This is a genomic window from Kribbella caucasensis, assembly GCF_004361855.1.
Classification (GTDB): domain Bacteria; phylum Actinomycetota; class Actinomycetes; order Propionibacteriales; family Kribbellaceae; genus Kribbella; species Kribbella caucasensis.
This window is the reverse complement of the sequence record NZ_SNWQ01000052.1, coordinates 1-18,289: the sequence shown is the minus strand read 5'-3', so window position 1 is coordinate 18,289 and position 18,289 is coordinate 1. Positions and strand designations below refer to the sequence as shown.

The following is an 18,289-nucleotide window of genomic DNA, read 5'->3' as shown; positions in this document are numbered from 1 at the left end:
CAGGTACCGGCGCCACCGGCTCCACCGGCGCGGGCTCGACGGATACTGGCTCGACGGGCACGGGCTCGGCAGCCACCGCCACCGCCTCTGCCGCGGGCACCGGCTCCGCGCACACCGGCTCCGGCTCGACGGGCACCGGTTCCACGGCCGAGACCTCCGCCTCCGCCGCAGACACTTCCGCAGACACCACTTCCGCAGGCACTGCCTCCACCGGCGGCACGACCACCGCGGGTTCCGGCTCGCCGGATCCAGGCACCACCGGCGACACCACCGCCAGCACCACCTCCACCGGCTCCACCGGCACCTCCGCCGCAGGCACCGGCTACAGCGCCGACACCACCGGCCACGACACAACCGCCTCCACCCCCGGCGGCGGCACCGGCGGACAGTCCACCGACCCGGGCAGCGATCCGGGCAGCGATCCGGAGACCGGGGCGACCGGCTCACCGCCCGACCCCCGCCCCCGCCCAGAACGAGACAAGGATCGGCGGAATGTGGATCAGCGGCGCGCCGATGCGGTGGCCGACCTGTTCGAGCACGTGCTGCGCAACGGGCTGGACTGGCTCGACCGCCGCCTGCCCGACCAGCACAAACGCCGCCCGCACATCGAGGTCGTCGTCCCGTTCTCGACCCTGCTCGGCCTCGACGACGACCCCGCCGAACTCACCGGCTACGGGCCGATCCCGGCCGACCTGGCCCGGCGGATCGCCGCCGACGGCACCTGGCGCCGGCTCCTCACCGACCCGATCAACGGCGCCGTGCTGGAGGCCTCCACCACCCGCCACGACCCCGGCACCCTGGTCACCGAAACCCTGCTGGCCCGGCATCCGGTCTGCGCCTGGCCCGGCTGCAACCGGACGTCGCGGGAATGCGACCGCGACCATGGCACCCCATTCGCCCGCACGGGGACGACCAGCCTGGCGGGGATGGCGCCGTACTGCGAGTACCACCACGTCATCAAGGACACCCCCGCCTGGGGCTGGACCACCACCAACCACCCCGACGGCTCCATCACCCTGACTACGCCGACCGGGCACCGCTACACCACCGTTCCGCCCGCCCGCGGACCCATCACCCAACCACCACCCACCAAGCCCCAACCCCCAGCCGACGACCCACCACCCTTCTGATCCGCCGGCGGCCCGTCGTCCAACCGTCCGTCGCGCCCTCTCAGCCCTCTGCTATGCATCGACCGCTGCGAGCAGCTGTTGCAGCGAGGAGCGGGTCATAGGTCGGTTGAGAAGATCGAGGGTCCCCCGTTCGGAGACTTCGGCCTGGTCGTCGTCGGCCGGGTTGATGGCTTCGCAGATCGTGTTGTAAGTCCAGTTGAGCCACCCGCTCACGGCGACGGCGAAAGACGCCAGCTCGAGTCTTGGCCACTGGCCGGCGGCCTCTGTGTAACCGTCACGAAACGCCGCGACTGTCTTGGGGTTGATCGATGGTTGCAGTGTCCAGTGGCCAAGCGCGTATCCGAGTTCCAGCTCGGGTGTAAGGGACCCGGCGAAGTCCCATTCGGTGACGACGAGTTCGTCGTTGTGGCCGATGCGGACGTGTTCGGGGATGAGGTAGCTGTTGCAGAGGATGAACTGGTTGCCGTCGACGTCGGCCTCGACCGTGCGCAGGTCGGCCAGGTTCGGAAGGGCTTGGTTGAGCTGCTCGGCCCATGGCTTGTGTGCGGCGCGGGCTCGATCGACGAGTCCTTCCCAGTCGGCGCCGGATTTCCGCGAGGTCAAGTACCAACTGATGGGCGTTTCACTGGGGATGGCCAGGGCGTGCAGCGTCCCGTAGATCGAGCCGATCCGGCCAGCCACGGCGGCCGGTGTCGGGGTCACCGGCGACGGCCCAACCTGGATCCACTCATGAACCCGCCAGTTCTGTCTCTGCACGGTTTCGATCAGTCGACCTTGGGGACTTCGTACCGGGGTCGGGGCGGCGATACCGGCAGCGGCAGCCGCATCGCGTAGCTGCGCACCGACTGTGGCTTGGGCCTCGGTGATCCAGGCATAGACGGTGACGGCCAGCCAGCGTCCGCGGTCAGTTGTGATCGACCAGCAACGGCCCATCGGAGTGAACGAGACGGGTGCTGCTGCGTTGGTGACATTACCGAGGCCGAAGGTGGTGGCCAGCGCGTCGGCGAGTCCATCGGGTGCGACGGGCGCTTCGGCGGCCCGACGCTCGACCTCGGACTTCAATTCGGTCCAATCACGCATGCCGTACTCGGATGCCAGAGCCCGCTGCGCGTCGGCAAGCGATGCTTCAGGACTTGATTCACGGAGTGCGGCAAGGAGGTCTTTGGCCTCTTTGCGGAGAAAGCCAAGGCTTGGCTTGTCAGGCAGAAATCTCACAGTACGTCCTCTCGCGCCCCGACTCGCAAGGGCCACAAGAGGGCGTCGAACTCCGCCCTGGCCAATCACTGAATGGGGTGGCTTCCAGCCTTCCGGCGAGTCTCGACGCGGCCCCTGCCCACGTGCTCACGACGCTACAAGAACTCCGACTGCGCGGTCAACACGCCATCGGAGCCCTGCACCGCCACCCTTCTCGGGCGGCCCATCGAAGTTTTCGGGCTGACTTCGTGGCGGGGGACGAACTTGGCGAGACGGGGATGGCGTTGACTCGGGGGCATGATTGCGTCGCGGTTGACCGAGATGGAAGCCAGGCAGCGTAGTGCTCAGCTCACGGTGCACTCGTATGACGTCACGCTTGACTTGACCGACGGCGAGGGGCGGGCGGCTGAGAGCACGTTCAGGTCCCGGACTGTGGTTGCGTTCTCGGCGGAGGGCGGGGGGACGTTTATCGACGTTCAGCCCGTGTCGCTGGACTCGGTGGTGCTGAACGGGGTCGCGCTTGAGACGACGATCAGGGATGGGCGGCTCGTGTTGCCGGGGATGGCCGCGGACAACGTGCTGGTGGTGGACGGTGTGTTCGCGTTGGCCAACGAGCAGCAGGGGCTCGAGCGGACTGTGGATCCGGCCGACGGCGAGGTGTACTTCGCATCGCTGATGTTCATGGCCGCGGCACAACGGGTGTTCGCCTGTTTCGACCAGCCGGACCTGAAGGCGCCGTACACGTTCCACATCACCGCGCCGAGCGAGTGGGAGGTGATCTCCAACGGCTCGGTCGCCACGACGGAACCGGCCGCTGGTGGAGCCGTGACGCGTCACTTCACCCCGACCGCGCCGATCCCGGCGTACATCACCGCCGTGCTCGCTGGGCCGTACCACCGGGTCACCGACACCGTGGAGGGACCGGACGGGCCGATCGAGCTTGGGTTGGCCTGCGTACGGTCGGCGGCACCGTTCCTCGACGCGGAACGCTGTTTCCGGTGGACGAAGGCCGGGTTCGACCTCTTCCACCGGATGTTCGGCTACCCGTATCCGTTCGGGAAGTACGACCAGATCTTCGGCACCGACGCGGGGATCGGCGGCATGGAGAACGCCGGCGCGGTGACATTGACCGGCGGGATGATCTTCCGGTCGGCGGTCACCGATCTCGAGCACGAGGCCGTCGTCTACACGATCCTGCACGAGCTGTCGCACATGTGGTTCGGCGATCTGGTCACCACCGCCTGGTGGCAGGACACCTGGCTGAACGAGGCGTTCGCGACCTTCGCGGGCTACTTGGCGGTTGCCGAGGGCACCGAATTCGCCGACGCCTGGACGACGTTCGCCCAGCACGACAAGGTGATGGCGCTGGCGGCGGATCAGCTGCCGTCGACGCATCCGATCTCGGCCGACGTACCGGATCTGCGGACGGCGCTGTCGAACTTCGACGACATCACGTACCAGAAGGGCGCGGCGGTACTTCGCCAGCTGGTCGCGTACGTCGGCGAGGAGCCCTTCGAGCAGGCGCTGCGGGCGTACTTCCGCGAGCACGCGTTCGGCAACACGACCCTCGCCGATCTCCTGCTGGCGTTGGAGAAAGCCTCCGGCCGGGACCTCGGGACCTGGTCCACCCAGTGGCTGCAATCGGCCCAGGTGAACACGCTGCGACCGGAGTACGAGGTCGATGCGGACGGCCTCCTCTCGAACTTCGCCGTTGTGCAGACCGCTGTTCCGGAGCATCCAGTACTGCGCGACCATCGGCTGACGATCGGCTTCTACTCGGGCAACGAACGCCTGGTCCGGACACATCAGGTGAAGGTCGACGTCAGCGGCGAGCGGACCGACGTCGGCTCGCTCATCGGTATCCCCGCGCCCGCGGTCGTGATCGTCAACGACGAGGACCTCACCTACGCGAAGGTCCGCTTCGATCCCGCGTCGCTGGCGGTGATCAGCCGTCGGGCCGGCGAGGTCGAGGACCCGCTGGCCCGCGCCGTCGTATGGACCGCGCTCTGGGACATGACCCGGTACGGCGAGCTGCCCGCATCGACGTACGTCGAGGTCGCGCTGGCCGCAGCCGGCAGCGAGGAGCAACTGACGATCCTGGAACGGCTGCTGAAGAACCTCGAGTACTCCCTGTCGCACTACCTCGATCCGTCAGCGGAGGCACAGCAGAGCGTCGCCGACACGGCCTGGACGGCGCTGCACGAGACGCGTCCCGGGAGCGATCATCAGAAGCTCTGGTTGCGGACGTTCGCACGGCTCGCGGGCGGCACGTCGAAGGCGACGGAACTACAGAGCCTGTACGCCGGGGACGTGGTGCCGGCGGGCGTCGAACTCGACTTCGAGACAAGGTGGTTGCTCGTCCACAGCCTCGCCGCCTACGGACTGGTGGACCGCGCTGCCATCGACGCCGAGCTGGCTCAGGACTCGAATGTCATCGCCGACCTGTACGCCGCGACGGGGCGGGCGTTGCTGCCGACGGCTGAGGCGAAGGCGGCGGCCTGGGAATTGGTGACGACGCCGGAGGGGGCACAGGGCGGGATCAAAGGCGCTACCGCGAGGGGGTTCTGGCACCCTGCGCAGATCGAGTTGCTCCGGCCCTATCTCGCGAAGTACTTCGAGTCGATCGATGCGTTCTGGGCGACCGATGACGGTGGGGAGCAGGCCTGGGTGTCGACAAAGACACTCGCGCCTTCGGTGGTCGACGAGGAAGTGGTCAGCCGGGCCGAGGAGTGGCTGGCGTTGCCGGATCGGCCGGCCATGCTTCGGCGTACGGTCGAGGAGACGGTGTACGAGGTCAGGCAGGCGTTGAGGATTCGTCGTGCTGGCGGGTGAACTGGAACGACTGGTCGATGCGGTGGTCCCCGACCCTGATGGGCCGGGGGTGGTCGTTGGACTTGTGGGGCCGGATGGGGCGTTGACCTCGGCTGCACGGGGGTTGGCGGCGCTGGAGCACCGCGTACCGATTGGCGAGCGGACTGTGTTTCACCTTGCGTCGGTGTCGAAGCAGTTCACGGCCGAGGCTGTCCAGGTCTTGATCCGGGCGGGCAAGGTCGGCGCAGATGACCGGGTGGCGGAATACCTGCCGTGGTTGCCGTTTCCGGAGATCACCGTTGAGCAGTTGGCACGGCACAGCAGCGGGCTGCGGGATCAGTGGCAGCTAGTCGAGGCGTCTGGGCGGCGGATGGAGGACGTGATCACGACGGCCGATCTGGTCGAGTTGATCCGGCGGCAGACCAGTCTGCAGTTCGAGCCCGGGAGTTGGCACGCGTACAGCAACACGAACTACACCCTGCTCGCGCTCCTGGTCGAGGCGGTCAGCGGGGAGACACTTGACGACTTCTGCCGAGCGCAGCTCTTCGCTCCGCTTGGCATGGACGACACGTTGTTCGTCGCGGACCATCGGAAGGTCGTGCCGCGGCGGGCGTGGTCCTATCGGCGGATCCCGAGCGGGTATGAGCGGATCGTGTTGTCGTACGGCACGGCCGGGGCGTCGAGCCTGCACTCGACGATCACTGACCTCGCCCGCTGGGCCGCCGCCGTCCGCTCCCGCGACTCTTGGCAATCACCCCTGCCCAGTACGCCGTACGCGGGCACCGCCAGCTACGGGTGGGGCATCCGCCACGGCCGATACGCGGACTCCCTGATGCTGTGGCACGCAGGCGCCGACGCGGGATTCCGTACTCATCTGGCCATGCTGCCCGAACCGGGTTGGTCTGCCATTGTCCTCGGCAGCTTCGCAGAGTTGGATCCCGATCAACTGGCCCGCGCCGCCCTGGCCCTCGTATTCCCATCACCCACACCAACACACACGCCCTTGCCGTCAGCAACCGTCCCCTCTGGCACGTACCTTGACCTCAGTCGGGGCATGGTTGTCGACGTCGAGTCCACCGACGCTGGTCTGCGGTTGGATGCCGGCATGGGGCCTACTCTGCTTGCTCCGGTCGGAGACGGTCGATTCGCCGACGGGTATGCGGTTGCGGAGTTCGACGGCGAGCAGCTGCTCGTTAGCGAAGATCCAGCTCTCCACCCGCACCAATGGATCGCCATCGAACCACCCGCCGCCCCGCTGGCGCTGGACCGGTTCGTAGGCGAGTTCTACTCGACGGAGTTGTCCGCCTCATTTCGAGTGATCCGGTCCGACAACGGCTTGGTGCTCGATCGGCCGCGGCACGGACGGCATCGGATGCAGGTGGTCGGCGACGGCGTCTTCCGGGTGAGATCGAACGACGGCGACGAGTCCGGCCTGATCACGCTGACGTTCGATCAGGCCGGTGTTGTGCTGGGATACTCGACCTTCTCCGCTCGCAGCCTGACCTTCCGCCGCATGGGCGTCGCGGATGGAACCGTCTGCGAGGCCGCCGACCGGCTGGGCATCTCATGAACGGCCGGGGCCGTCCGCTGCAGGAAGAGCCGCAACTGCAGGTCGAGCGCGAACCGGGCCTCGGGATCATCGAGGGCGAACCCGCCGATCTCGCTGATCCGTCGCAGCCGATAGCGGAACGTGTTCTGGTGCACGTGACTCTGCTCGGAAGCGATGACGACGTCCCCGTGAGCGTCGAGCCACGCTCGCAGGGTGTCGATCATCGTGGCGTTCCGCGCCTCGTCGTACGCGAGCAGCCGGGCGTACGCGCCGGACGGGCCACGGCCGCGCAGTTCGACAAGCTGCCGCGCCTCCAAAAGCAGCGCTTCAACCTCGACCGCACTCGCCTGCGCGATCGAGCGGCCATCGCCGGCTTCCTGGAGTACGCGTACGGCGCGGTCGGCGTCCGCCCGGGACAGCCGGAGCCCGGCGACTGCGGTCACGACTCGGCCGATCCCGATCAGGATCGGCTCGGTGGCCCGGTACTGCTGGACGAACGCGCGACAAGTGTGCGTGAGGTTGAGCGCCGCGTCCTGCGGGCGGCGAGCGGGGACGATCGCGTAGATCTGATCGTTGACCACGGCAACGACCGAGCCGGGTGTGCTGCCGGTCAACTGGACCCGCAGGGCCGTCGCGGTTCGCTCGCGGTCACGGACCCGGCGCGCCAGCGTGCTGCTCGCAGTACCGGCCAGGTCGGCGACGTCGGGCTGCGCGACCGAAGCGGCAAGGACGAGGCACGGGACGTCGGCAAGGCCGAGCCGAGTCATGGCGACGGCGGCGCCCGGACCACCGCCGAGGGCGACGGCCACCAGGTCGGCCGTCGTCCGCTGCTCGGGGTCGGCGCCCAGGTGCTGGCGGAGCAACTGGAAGGCGACAGATCGGGACGCCTCCAGCAGGAGCTGCTCCTGGTCGGCCGTCGGCGGACCCTGGACCACCGCCCAGATGGTGCCGAGGAACTCGTCGCCGGCGCGGATCGCCATCGCGAGCCGCGGCAGCGTCGGACGGTCGTCGTCCAGTTCGACGGCATCGAGGTAGACCGGCACGCGGGACCGGCGGATCGCCCGAACGGCGCCGCGCTCCTCGTCGACGCGCAGGTAGGGCTCGATCGTCCGGCGGCCGAGGATGCAGTCGATCCGGATGAAGTCGGCCTCGTCCTGGCGGTCGGAGAAGGCGAGCACGTTGGCGTTGCGGTCCTCGATCGTGACGGGCGCGTCGATCAGCGTGCAGATCGCGTTGGCCAGCCGGAAGAGCCCCTCACTCTGCGTCGGGACCGCGGTCGGGCGGCGTACGGTCTCGCGCCGTGTGGACTGGAGCAAGGCGGATTCGCGCAGGGCGGAGTCGAGCAGGGACGAGAGTTGCTGCCAGGTCGTCCCGGCGGACAGCGCCAGCAGAACCAGGCCGGCCCCCCGCGCGGCCGCAACCGTCTCCGGATTGGCCGTGATGAATCCAGCGGGCAGGATCACCGCCGGCGCCTGCGCGACCACGGCCGCCCGGATCACCTGCCGGGCCCACGCCTCGCCCTGCTCGCCGGCATCCCCGGCACCGAGAACGACCGAGGCGTGCGGCAGCGGGGCCGGATCGTACGGGTCGAAGAACGCGATCTCGCGGGCCGGGCCGGCCAGGTCGGGATCGCCCGTGACCAGGTCGAGGACCGTGGTACCAAGGTGTTCCAGGATCTGGGTCAAGCTGGCTGCCATGTAACGTATGAAATATCTTGCGCCGGAAACAATCAATCTGTTTCGCCCATAACATTTCCCGGGAGGGTGCCGTGGGGACCGTCTTCGCCGAGATCGACGACGAGCTGGCCGGCTGGATCAGGTCGCAGCAACTGTTCTTCGTCGGCACCGCGCCGAGCGGCGACGAGGGGCACGTCAACATCTCCCCCAAGGGTGACCTGCGCACCTTCGCGATCCTCGGACCGCTGAAGCTCGCATACGTCGACCTGTTCGGCAGCGGCATCGAGACGGTCGCGCACCTCAAGCAGAACGGCCGGATCGTGGTGATGTTCTGCGCGTTCACCGGACCGCCAAGGGTGTTGCGCCTGCACGGCAAGGGCCGCGTGGTCGAGCAGCACGAGCCGGAGTTCGCCGAGCTGTCCGCCGGGTTCGCGCTGACCGACGAGGTGACGCCGTCGGTGCGCTCGATCATCGTGATCGACATCGAACGGATCGCCGACTCCTGTGGTTACGTCGTGCCGAAGATGGAGCCGCAGGGCGAACGCGGCGCGCTGTACCAGACGGCCGCGGGCTGGATCCGCAAGCGCGGCCCGTCAGCGATCCCGGACTACTGCGACGTGAACAACGGCGAGAGTATCGACGGCTTCCCTGGTCTCACTCCGTTCGGCGCGAAGCTCACCGACGACCAGAAGGAGAGGAACGCCAGTGCCGGCCGCAGACTCTGACCAGCTCACCTTCCTGGCGACCTGTGACCTGGCGGCGAAGGTCCGCGGCCGGGCGGCGACCGACGACGACGTACGGCGGCGCGGGGTCGGCTGGGTCCCGGCCAACCTCGCGATCAACGCCTTCGGGGGCTTGGCCGACAACGTGTTCGGCTCGACGGGTGATCTGCGGCTGCGCCCGGCCGAAACCGCCATCACCCTTCCCGCGGCCGACGGCGGTACGGCGAAGATCCAGCTTGCCGAACAGGTCACCACCGACGGCGAACCCTGGCCGGGTTGCCCGCGCACCCTCGCCAGGACGGCCCTCGACCGGCTGCGCGACGAGACCGGCCTGGAACTCGTCGCCTCCTTCGAGCACGAGTTCGTCCTGCACGGACTGCCCGACTCGGCGCCCTTCTCCTGGCAGCGGTTCCGCCATGCCGAAGCATTCGGGCTCGAACTGGTCCAATTGCTCACCGACAACGGCCTCGAACCCGAGAACTGGCTGCCCGAGTACGCGCCCGGCCAGTTCGAGATCACCCTGCGCCCGGCGCCGGCCCTGATCGCGGCCGACCGCGCCATCCTGCTGCGCGAGCTCGTCAGGGACACGGCCCGCCGACACGGCTACACGGCGACCTTCGGACCCCTGCTCGAACCGGGCGGCGTCGGCAACGGCGTCCACGTCCACTTGAGCTTCCTCGATGCCGACGGCAACCCTGTCCTGTACGACGCCTCCCGGCCCGCGGGTCTCAGCGTTTGGGGTCTGCGCTTCGCGGGCGGCATCGCAAACCGAGCGGCCGCGCTGACCGCCCTGACCGCGCCCAGCCCTTCATCGTTCCTGCGCCTGCGACCGCACCGCTGGAGCGTGGCCGGCGCATTCGTTGCCGAGCGCAACCGAGAGGCGCTGGTCCGGGTCTGCCCAACCTCTTCGCTGGTTGGTGATCCGGCCCAGCAACTCAACCTGGAGTACCGCGCCTGCGACGCAACCGCCAACCCCTGGATCGTGATCGCTGCCCTCGTCCACGCCGGGCTGAGCGGCCTCAAAGCACCCGAGCCGAAGCTCTGGCCCGAAACGATGACCGAGTCCGACACCGAGTCCGTGCCGCGCCTGCCCGAGAACCTGCGCGACGCCCTCAAGGCCCTCGCGACGGACCCGGTGTTCACCCAGCACCTTCCGCACGAGCTGCTGGACACCTATCAGGCGGTCAAGCAGAGCGAGCTCGACGCGGTCGCGGAGGTAGAGGACGACGAGATCTGCCGACGGGTGTGCGATGTCTACTGACGAACTCGCCGACCACGTGGCCCAGCTGTCGCTGATCGACCACCACGTCCACGGGGTCGCCCGGGGACCACTCGACCGGGCGGCGTTCGAGCAGCTGATCACCGAGTCGGACCGGCCGATGATGTCGACCTTCGATTCGCAACTGGGCGTGGCGATCCGCAGGCACTGCGCTCCCCTGCTCGGCCTGGAACCACTGGTCTCGGCCGACGCATACCTCGAAGCCCGGTCGGCGCTCGACGAGTCCGAGCTGAGCCGGATCTTTCTGACCGCGACCGGCGTGAGCGACTACCTCGTCGACACCGGTTACAGCGGCGACCTGGTCACCTCCGTGGACGAGTTGGCGCAGCTGAGCGGATCCCGGACCCACGAGGTCGTCCGGCTCGAGGCCGAGCTGGAGTACGTCGCCGAGCACGAGTCCGACGTGTCCGCCGTACCGGATGCCTTCCTCAAGCGGTTGGAGTCCCGGACGAAGGGAGCGGTCGGGCTCAAGAGCATCGTTGCCTACCGCCACGGTTTCGGCTTCGACCCGTCCGAGCCCAGCCGGGCCGAAGTACTGACCGCACTCGACAGGTGGTACTCCAACCGAGACCGATTGAGCGACCCGGTGCTGCTGCGCTGGCTGCTCTGGACGGGTGCGCGACGTGGGCTTCCGCTGCAGCTGCACGTCGGCTTCGGCGACTCGGATCTTCAACTGGACAAGACGAATCCGACGTTGCTGACCGAGTGGTTACGCCGGATCGAGCCGCTCGGGACGCAGGTCGTGTTGCTGCACTGCTACCCGTACCACCGGGAGGCCGGGTACCTCGCACACGTCTTCCCGCACGTCAGCTTCGACCTGGGTCTCACCACCATGTACGTCGGTGCGCGGGCCGCGACCGTGCTCGCCGAAGGGCTGGAGCTGGCGCCGTTCGGCAAGGTGCTCTACTCCTCCGACGCCTTCGGTCCCGCCGAACTCCACTACCTCGGCGCCACCCTCTGGCGGCGCGCGATCACGGCTGTCCTCGGCGGATTCGTTGCCGAGGGCGAGTGGTCGCCGGCCGACGCCGGGCGGGTGGCGGGGTTGATCGGCCGGGAGAACGCCGTCCGGCTGTACGGAATCGGCGGTTGAGGATGGACGACCTCTGGCAGGCCCTCGAGGCCGAACTCCCCGCCGCCCGCGAACTCCGCCGCGAACTGCACCGCCATCCCGAACTGTCCGGCTCCGAATCCGCGACCCGTGACCGAGTCCTCGCAGCACTGGGCCAGAGCGCGGTTCCCGTTGCCGGGACCGGTGCGGCCGTGCGGGTCGGAGACGGCGCCGGCCCGAGCATCGCAGTACGGGCTGAGCTCGACGCACTCCCGATCGACGAGCGGACCGGGGTCGAGTGGGCGTCCGAGTCGCCCGGGGTCATGCATGCGTGTGGGCATGACGTCCACCTGGCCGCACTGGTCGCGGTCGCACGAGCGGTCGAACGAGCCGGTGACGGACTGCCCCCTTTGCTCGCCCTGTTCCAGCCCCGCGAGGAGCGTTACCCGTCGGGCGCGCGGGACATGGTCGGGCAGGGTGTACTCGACGACTGCGCCGCGGTCATCGGCGTACACCTGCATCCCGGTCTCGAACCGGGTGTGGTCGCGTGCTCAGCCGGAACCGTCAACGCGTCGGCCGACGAGTTCACCATCACGGTCACCGGACACCCGGGCCACGCCGGTTACCCCCACCTGGCCCAGGATCCGGTCGTCGCCATCGCCAGTATCGTCGTCACCCTCCAGACCGCCGTCAGCCGCAATGTCGACCCGATGACGCCTGCCGTGCTGGGCGTTTCCAGCCTGCACGCCGGCGACGCGGCCAACGCCATCCCCGGTACGGCGACCGCTCGCGGCACCATCCGCGCGTACGACGCGACCGCCCGGGACCTGCTCCACCACCGGCTGACCACGATCGCCCGGTCGGTCGCCGATTCCCTCGGCTGCACCGCGCACGTCGACATCGTCCGCGGCGAACCCGTACTCACCAATGACGCCGCCCTCGCGGCCGCGGTGACGACCCTGCTCGGCACCCAGGGGTTCGACACGTCCGCCGACCTGCGCTCGATGGGCGCCGATGACTTCTCCTACTTCGCCGAACAGGTCCCGTCGGTGATGCTCTTCGTCGGTGCCACCGGCAACGACATGCTGCACAGCCCGGCGTTCCTGCCCGACGACTCCGACCTCACCCGGGTCGCCACCACCATGCTCACGACGTACCTGGCCGCCGCCCAGACCACCGGAGCCCAACTGGTCATATCCGCAACTCCCTGACCCTTCGACCGTGATCGAAAGGCCAGACCATTTTCACTCGGCTGAGTGACCGGCCCGGCACAATCTGGCATGTGCGCAGTCCAATGATCGGTGTCTTCGAGCCTGGCTCCGACAGTGCGCGTGTCTACCGGGCGCTGGTGTCCCACCCAGGCACCTCACCGGCCCAGCTGGCGGAGCTGGCCGGCCTGGCGGAGCCCCGGGTACGCCGTGCCCTCGCCGAGCTGGGCCGGGTCGACATGGTGACCCGGTCGGGCGAGACCTGGGACGCCCAGCGGCCGGACGTGGTCGCCACCAGCGTGCTCCGCGGGTTCGACGCCTGGCGGTCGACGGTGCGGGAGACCGAGGAAGAGCTGATGAGCCTCTTCCGGTTCGCCCGGACCCGGGACAGCCGCAGTCTGAACGTCGAGGTACTGGACTCGCCGGCCGAGACCTTCGCCGTCTACGAGCAACTGCAGGACGCCGTCCGGGACCAGGTCCGCGGGATCGACCGGCCGCCGTACTACTGGGACGAGGCCGAGCTCGCGCGGCAGGAGCAGCGGCAGCTCGAGCAGATGGCGGCCGGCATCGCGTACCGGACCATCTACCAGGAGTCCAAGCGCGACTCCCCGCTCCGCAGCGCGAGCATGATGCGCACCATCGCGAGCGGCGAGAAGGCCCGCATCCTGCGCGAGCCGCCGGTCAAGCTCACCATCACCGATGACCAGGCGGCCATCCTCGCCCTCGACCCGCCGCCCGGCGCGGAAGGCTCACTCGTCGTCCTGCTGGTCCACCCGTCGGGCTTCCTCGACACCCTGATCCGGATCTTCGAGTCGCTGTGGCGGCTCGCCGTCCCCGCGGACGTGGTCGACGCCGACCAGGAGCTCTCCGCCGGCGACCGCGAGATCCTCTCCCTGATGGCCAGCGGCGCCACCGACGACGCCATCTCCCGCCGCCTCGGCATGTCCCGCCGCACCGTCGTACGCCGGGCCGCCCGCCTGCTCGAACGCCTCGGCGCCAGCACCCGCTTCCAGGCCGGCGTCCAGGCCGCCCACCGCGGCTGGCTCTGAGGCGCTGGTCTCAGGACCGCTTGTAGTCGGGGAAGGTTTCGGGGACCAGTACGCGCAGCGCGCCGGCCGCGACTTCCACGTGGAGGGGGGTGGTGGTCGTGATCTCGCCGTCCACGTCGACCTGCAGCGGCCGGTCGGTGGAGACGGTGAAATCCGTCCCGGTGAGGTAGCGCTTGTGTTCGAGCCGGCGATGCGGGGTCAGCGACTGACGCAAGGTGGCGGCGACGGTGGAGAGCCGGCTGGGTCCGCCGAGCGTGTAGACGGTGAGCAGCTGATCGTCGATGGACGCGTCCGCCGCGATCGGCGCACCGGCGTGGGTGCGGCCGTTGGCGATGTTGAGCTGGTGCGTCTGCACCCGCCAGGTCACGCCGCCGGAGCTGACCTCGGCCGTGAACGGCCGGTGGCTGAACAGCGCCCGCATGCTGGTCAGGGCATAGCTCGCCCGGCCGAGGCGCCGTTTGAGCGCATGAGGGGTACGCCCGGCGACGACCGCTGAGATGCCCAGACTGACAAGGTTGGCGAAGACGTCCTCGTTGACCCGTCCCAGGTCGACCTCGGCCACCTTGCCGTTGGCGATCACGTCGACCGCGGGTTCCAGTCGCAGCGGCAGGCCAAGGCTTCTGCCGAAGTTGTTGGTCGTGCCAAGCGGCAGGTAGCCGAGGACAGTATCGGTGTACGCGAGGTGGTCGACGACCGTGGCCACCGTGCCGTCGCCGCTGCCGACCACGAGCAGGGGCGGACGCTCGGCGAGTATCTCTGGCAACAGCTTGGGTAACTGCGTGGCCGGGTCGGCGACCGCATGCTCGGCGGTGATGCTGAAGCCGCGGTCCTGCAGGAGTGCACGCACTTCGTCGTAGTGCCTGGCGCCACGACGGCTCTTGGTGTTGACCAACAGCACCGCGTGGCGGTCACGCCGGATGCGGTCGAGCATCTCGGACTTCGGCAAAACCACGAGCCCCAGCCTACTGGCAGGTCCCGATCGGCCGGGGCGCCGGCTGCGATACCCCTATTCCTCGTGCGGGTTCTGCACGAATTCGCCGCGCAGTGGGATGGTGTCCGCGCGGGCCGGATCCTGGGTGAAGACCGTGCCCTCTGCGATCGACTCCAGCAGCGCACCCATCGACGCGTACGCCGTCCGGACCAGCATCCCCGCACTCTTCTGCCCGATATCGCCGCGCAGCTCGACCAGGACGCTGCCGGCACCACGGATTCCGTAGGAGTTGCGCGCGATCCCGCGCGGCAGCGTGCCCGGGTACTGGCTGACCTCTGCGAACCCGTAGTGCATCAGCGTGTCGAAGATGACCAAGCACATCTGCCGGGACAGCGCGACCGCCGCGGCCGGCGCGTCGGGGTGGTTCGGCCAGAAGATCGACGTGGTGATCAGGTCACCGTCGGCGCTGCGGTAGGAACCTTGGTGGTGGTAGTCGACGACCATGTTCGGCTGATACCTGATCGCGACGCGTTGTACAGCGGCAGCCTCCGGTACCGGGTTCGCCTCGGGCGCGACGGCCGGATCGTGCCAGCGATTGACGTCGAACCCGACGCCCGGCGTACAGAAGGCGCCGGAGCAGTCCGGATCGTGGTTCTCCCGCTGGAACCGCTCGGAGCCGTCCGGGTTCACCTTGGGGATGACCAGCAGGGTGATCTTGCTGAGAATCGCGTCCCAACCCGCGCCGCCGTTGCCCAGCCGCTGCAACAACTGCAGCGCCGCCTCGGTGCCGAGCGGCTCGTTGCCATGCTGCTGCGTGATGTAGAGGACCTTGGTCGAGCCGGTGCCGACCTTCGCCAGATAAAGGTCGCGGCCTTCGTTCGACCGGCCGACAGTCTCCAGCGAGACCCGTCCGTTGGACTGGCGCTCGATCTGCCGGAGCGCCTTGACCATCTCGTCGTACGAATGCAGACGCTCGAGGCTGACCTGCTGGGAGTCCTGCACCCAGGGGCCGTTCGGGACAGTCTGTGGGTCGGCCGTCGCGGTGGCCGTGGTAGCCACAGCGAGGCTTAGCACCAGCAACGCAGAGATGAGACGGCGCATGGCGGCACCTCCGGGAAGGCCTCTCGAATTTGTGCCCTCGACGCTAGTACCGCCGATGAGACCCGACAACGCCTCGCCACCAGCGCTTCCGACGGCTGGAGACCTCCCCTGTCTCTCCATCGTTGGAAGGGGTTAGCGTCGAAGGTCGAGGAGGCGGGCATGATGGACGGGATCGACGACGACGCCGTCGAGCTGTTCGCCGAGTTCGCGTGTCAGCTGCGCGGTGAGCCTGAGGTCGAACAGACAGCCGGGGCTGTTCTGGAGTTCGCCCTGCAGGCGGTCGGATGCGACCATGCCAGCCTGGTGCTGCGCCACGGCGGCGGGAACCTGGATGTTGCCGCCGCCACCGACCCGGTCGCCCAGCGGGCAATTCTGATGCAGCTGTGTTGCGGGCAAGGGCCCTGCCTCGCGGCGATGACCAATCGGCAGAGCGTGCTGGTTCCGGACACGCTCACCGAGCAGCGCTGGCCGGCCTGGGCGGCCGCCATGCTCGAGCTCGACCTCCGCAGCGTGCTCAGCGTCCCGATCCACGCCGACCAGGCGACCTCGGGCGCGCTCAATCTGGTCGCGGCCAAGCCGTATGCCTTCGAACCCGACGACGAGGCCGTGGCGCACCTCCTTGCTCGGCACGCCTCGGTTGCGATGGCAACCAACCGACAGGAAACCGGTTTGTCCATCACTGTCGACACCCGCAGGCCCATCGGTCAGGCGCTGGGCGTCCTGATGGAGCACTTCGACCTCACCGCCGGTCAGGCGTACGCCGTTCTGCGGCGCTACTCCCAGCACCACAACGTGAAACTGAACGAGGTCGCCCGCCGGCTCCTCGGCCCCTCGGCGCCGCCCACCGACCCGGCACGCTGACACCGAGTCGGCGGGGCGGCAAAGTGGTCAGCGGGCGCTGTTCTGCGCGGCAAGTTGACGGGCGGTCGCCGGGTCGGCTGTGCTCTTCGAAACGCCGGCGAGCGGCCAGAACTCGGTTGCCTTGCCCTGCTGGGTCGCGGGCAGGATGCCGTACACCGCGTCGGCGATCGCGGCGACGACCTGACGGATCTCGCCTGCCGGGAGTTTCCCGTTGAGCGCCTCGTACGGCGTCGGGGCCGGCACCGGCAGGTCGGGACCGTACTGGATCTTCGGAGCCTGCGGGATCACCGTGTCGGCAGCGCCACGGTCGGCCAGTGGGTTGATCGCGTAGCCGTGGTCGCCGCCGAGGTAGCCGGCGACGCTGTTGGCGAACGCCAGCATGTTCGTGAACGGATTCGGCGAGTAGCAGATCCCGTCGTTCTGGTTGCAGAGCTGGTGTACGGCGATGTCGCCGAAGCCACGTGCACCGCGCATCGACATGCCCTCCATGAACATGGGCAGGTTTGCCGACACCTGTCACCCATCGCCGCCGTTGCCGGGTGTCTAACGGGTCTGGGGCGGCGCAGGGCGGCTTGACCGTTGGCGCCAAATGACTGGCAACGCAGGTGACCAGACGACTGTCTCCGTCTTCCGGGCAAGCTATATAGACCTTCTACATAGCCCTATGTAGAGTACACCGCATGACTGAGTTGCGGATCACTGTTCAAGTACTCAAGGTGATCCGGGTATTCCTTGCCCGTGGGCTCGAGGACCGCACCTACGGGCTCCAGCTCATGCAACTGACGGGGCTGAAGAGCGGAACGCTGTATCCGATCCTCGCCCGGCTCGAGCAGGCCGGCTGGATCATCAGCGAATGGGAAGCGGTCAAGCCCAGTGACGTTGGGCGACCTCGGCGGCGCAACTACAAGCTCACCGGTGCCGGTCAAGCCGCCGGGCTCGAAGCAATGCAGGAGTACCGCCAACTGGCGGGCCCCACGACTGCGCAGCCACCTCGTCCGCGACTTACGGCATGGGGGCTCGCATGACAATCGTCTATTGGGCCTTCGGCATTTTGGCCGCCGCTGCTGTCACTGAGGAGTTTCTCGGGTGGGTGCCCGCCTTGTGTCGGCTCGTCCTTCGACGCTGCGCGAACCGCCTACCGGAGCACAGTCGCTCTCGCTACCAGGAAGAGTGGACTGCTGAGCTCCGAGCGCTTCCGGGTGGGCCGATCAGCATGTTGATCTGGACGGGGCGGACCCGAGCAGGGGTTCGCCAACTGGCATCGGTCTTAAGGCAGGCTCACGAACACCGTCAGACAATCCTGGACGGAGTAGTCGGCCAGCAGTTCACGCTCGACGATTTTGATTACTATCTAGTGGCCGGGTCCTACGAAGTCATGATTGATATCACGGCGCTAAGTCCGGCACAGGCGCTTGAAGCTGAGCGGCTGGTCACAGCTGAGTACGGAGAACTTGTAGGGGTCGATCGAGCCGAATTTCTTGAGCCCGAGCCAGACGAGGGAATCTATGAACGCAGCGTCTGGACAACGCTCATATTTGCTGATCCGCCAACCTGCGCTAGCTGAATTCCAGGCACCACGGCACGACCTGCCAGCTGGCCGATGAAGGACGGCGTACAGGACAACCGAACTACCCCTGAGGTTTTCTCATCGGGTGGGTTTCTGAAGTTGGAGTAGGACGAGGGCGGCGGTGGTGATGGCGCCGATTCTCCAGGGGTCGAGGGTGACGCGT

The 18,289-nt window shown here is 68.2% G+C and carries 16 protein-coding genes; 11 read left to right on the top strand and 5 right to left on the bottom strand.

All coding sequences use genetic code 11. The annotated features are described in order from the left end of the window. On the top strand, window positions 1-1,130 hold a 1,130-nt coding region (locus EV643_RS45270; RefSeq protein WP_202870059.1), incomplete at its 5' end, for an HNH endonuclease signature motif containing protein. A gap of 51 nt (window positions 1,131-1,181) precedes the next feature. On the opposite strand, the gene EV643_RS42990 is transcribed toward EV643_RS45270, so the two are convergent. Then, entirely contained in the window at window positions 1,182-2,414 is a 1,233-nt protein-coding gene (locus tag EV643_RS42990) for an aminoglycoside phosphotransferase/kinase family protein (RefSeq protein ID WP_133806006.1), read from the bottom strand. 207 nt (window positions 2,415-2,621) lie between these two features. Here EV643_RS42990 and pepN point away from each other — a divergent pair, with 207 nt between their 5' ends. Together pepN and EV643_RS42980 are read left to right on the top strand one after the other, a co-directional pair. Then, on the top strand, window positions 2,622-5,156 hold the full coding sequence (gene pepN, locus EV643_RS42985; RefSeq protein WP_133806005.1) for an aminopeptidase N: 2,535 nt from the start codon (window positions 2,622-2,624) through the stop codon (window positions 5,154-5,156). Beyond that, window positions 5,143-6,705, top strand: coding sequence for a serine hydrolase domain-containing protein (locus EV643_RS42980; protein ID WP_133806004.1), 1,563 nt, complete (start codon window positions 5,143-5,145; stop codon window positions 6,703-6,705). Before pepN ends, EV643_RS42980 begins: the two co-directional genes overlap by 14 nt. On the opposite strand, the gene EV643_RS42975 is transcribed toward EV643_RS42980, so the two are convergent. Continuing rightward, a complete protein-coding gene (locus EV643_RS42975) occupies window positions 6,588-8,381 on the bottom strand; it encodes a PucR family transcriptional regulator (protein WP_133806003.1) in 1,794 nt (597 codons plus the stop codon). The two genes, EV643_RS42980 and EV643_RS42975, sit on opposite strands and share 118 nt — an antisense overlap. A 71-nt stretch (window positions 8,382-8,452) precedes the next feature. On the opposite strand from EV643_RS42975, the gene EV643_RS42970 reads away from it, so the two are divergent. The 5 genes from EV643_RS42970 (at window position 8,453) to EV643_RS42950 (ending at window position 13,666) form a co-directional block, all read left to right on the top strand. Then, window positions 8,453-9,085: a pyridoxamine 5'-phosphate oxidase family protein gene (locus EV643_RS42970; RefSeq protein ID WP_166665803.1), complete on the top strand. Its 633-nt coding sequence runs from the start codon at window positions 8,453-8,455 to the stop codon at window positions 9,083-9,085. Continuing rightward, window positions 9,066-10,343 (top strand): type I glutamate--ammonia ligase, encoded by a 1,278-nt coding sequence (locus EV643_RS42965; protein WP_133806001.1) that lies wholly within the window; start codon window positions 9,066-9,068, stop codon window positions 10,341-10,343. Before EV643_RS42970 ends, EV643_RS42965 begins: the two co-directional genes overlap by 20 nt. Next, a complete protein-coding gene (locus EV643_RS42960; RefSeq protein WP_133806000.1) occupies window positions 10,333-11,451 on the top strand; it encodes an amidohydrolase family protein in 1,119 nt (372 codons plus the stop codon). The genes EV643_RS42965 and EV643_RS42960 overlap by 11 nt, the downstream gene beginning before the upstream one ends. Window positions 11,452-11,453: 2 nt before the next feature. Further along, window positions 11,454-12,620, top strand: coding sequence for a M20 metallopeptidase family protein (locus EV643_RS42955; protein WP_133805999.1), 1,167 nt, complete (start codon window positions 11,454-11,456; stop codon window positions 12,618-12,620). Between the two features lie 71 nt (window positions 12,621-12,691). Next, the gene (locus tag EV643_RS42950; protein WP_133805998.1) at window positions 12,692-13,666 is read left to right on the top strand and encodes a LuxR C-terminal-related transcriptional regulator; all 975 of its coding nucleotides are present in this window, start codon (window positions 12,692-12,694) and stop codon (window positions 13,664-13,666) included. A 10-nt stretch (window positions 13,667-13,676) separates the two neighbouring features. Here EV643_RS42950 and EV643_RS42945 read toward each other — a convergent pair whose 3' ends face one another. Both EV643_RS42945 and EV643_RS42940 read right to left on the bottom strand, forming a co-directional pair. Next, window positions 13,677-14,618: a diacylglycerol/lipid kinase family protein gene (locus tag EV643_RS42945; RefSeq protein ID WP_202870058.1), complete on the bottom strand. Its 942-nt coding sequence runs from the start codon at window positions 14,616-14,618 to the stop codon at window positions 13,677-13,679. Between the two features lie 54 nt (window positions 14,619-14,672). Then, window positions 14,673-15,698 (bottom strand): M14 family zinc carboxypeptidase, encoded by a 1,026-nt coding sequence (locus EV643_RS42940; protein WP_166665802.1) that lies wholly within the window; start codon window positions 15,696-15,698, stop codon window positions 14,673-14,675. Window positions 15,699-15,857: 159 nt separating this feature from the next. On the opposite strand from EV643_RS42940, the gene EV643_RS42935 reads away from it, so the two are divergent. Next, window positions 15,858-16,559, top strand: a complete 702-nt coding sequence (locus EV643_RS42935) for a GAF and ANTAR domain-containing protein (protein ID WP_238166208.1) — start codon at window positions 15,858-15,860, stop codon at window positions 16,557-16,559. 27 nt (window positions 16,560-16,586) lie between these two features. Here EV643_RS42935 and EV643_RS42930 read toward each other — a convergent pair whose 3' ends face one another. After that, window positions 16,587-17,033 (bottom strand): hypothetical protein, encoded by a 447-nt coding sequence (locus tag EV643_RS42930; RefSeq protein ID WP_133805996.1) that lies wholly within the window; start codon window positions 17,031-17,033, stop codon window positions 16,587-16,589. A gap of 206 nt (window positions 17,034-17,239) precedes the next feature. Between EV643_RS42930 and EV643_RS42925 the strand changes: the two genes are divergently transcribed. Continuing rightward, window positions 17,240-17,584: a PadR family transcriptional regulator gene (locus tag EV643_RS42925; RefSeq protein WP_133805995.1), complete on the top strand. Its 345-nt coding sequence runs from the start codon at window positions 17,240-17,242 to the stop codon at window positions 17,582-17,584. Continuing rightward, window positions 17,581-18,123 carry a hypothetical protein gene (locus EV643_RS42920; RefSeq protein WP_133805994.1) on the top strand — a complete coding sequence of 181 codons (543 nt, stop codon included), beginning with the start codon at window positions 17,581-17,583 and terminating at the stop codon, window positions 18,121-18,123. Before EV643_RS42925 ends, EV643_RS42920 begins: the two co-directional genes overlap by 4 nt. Window positions 18,124-18,289 lie beyond the last annotated feature (166 nt).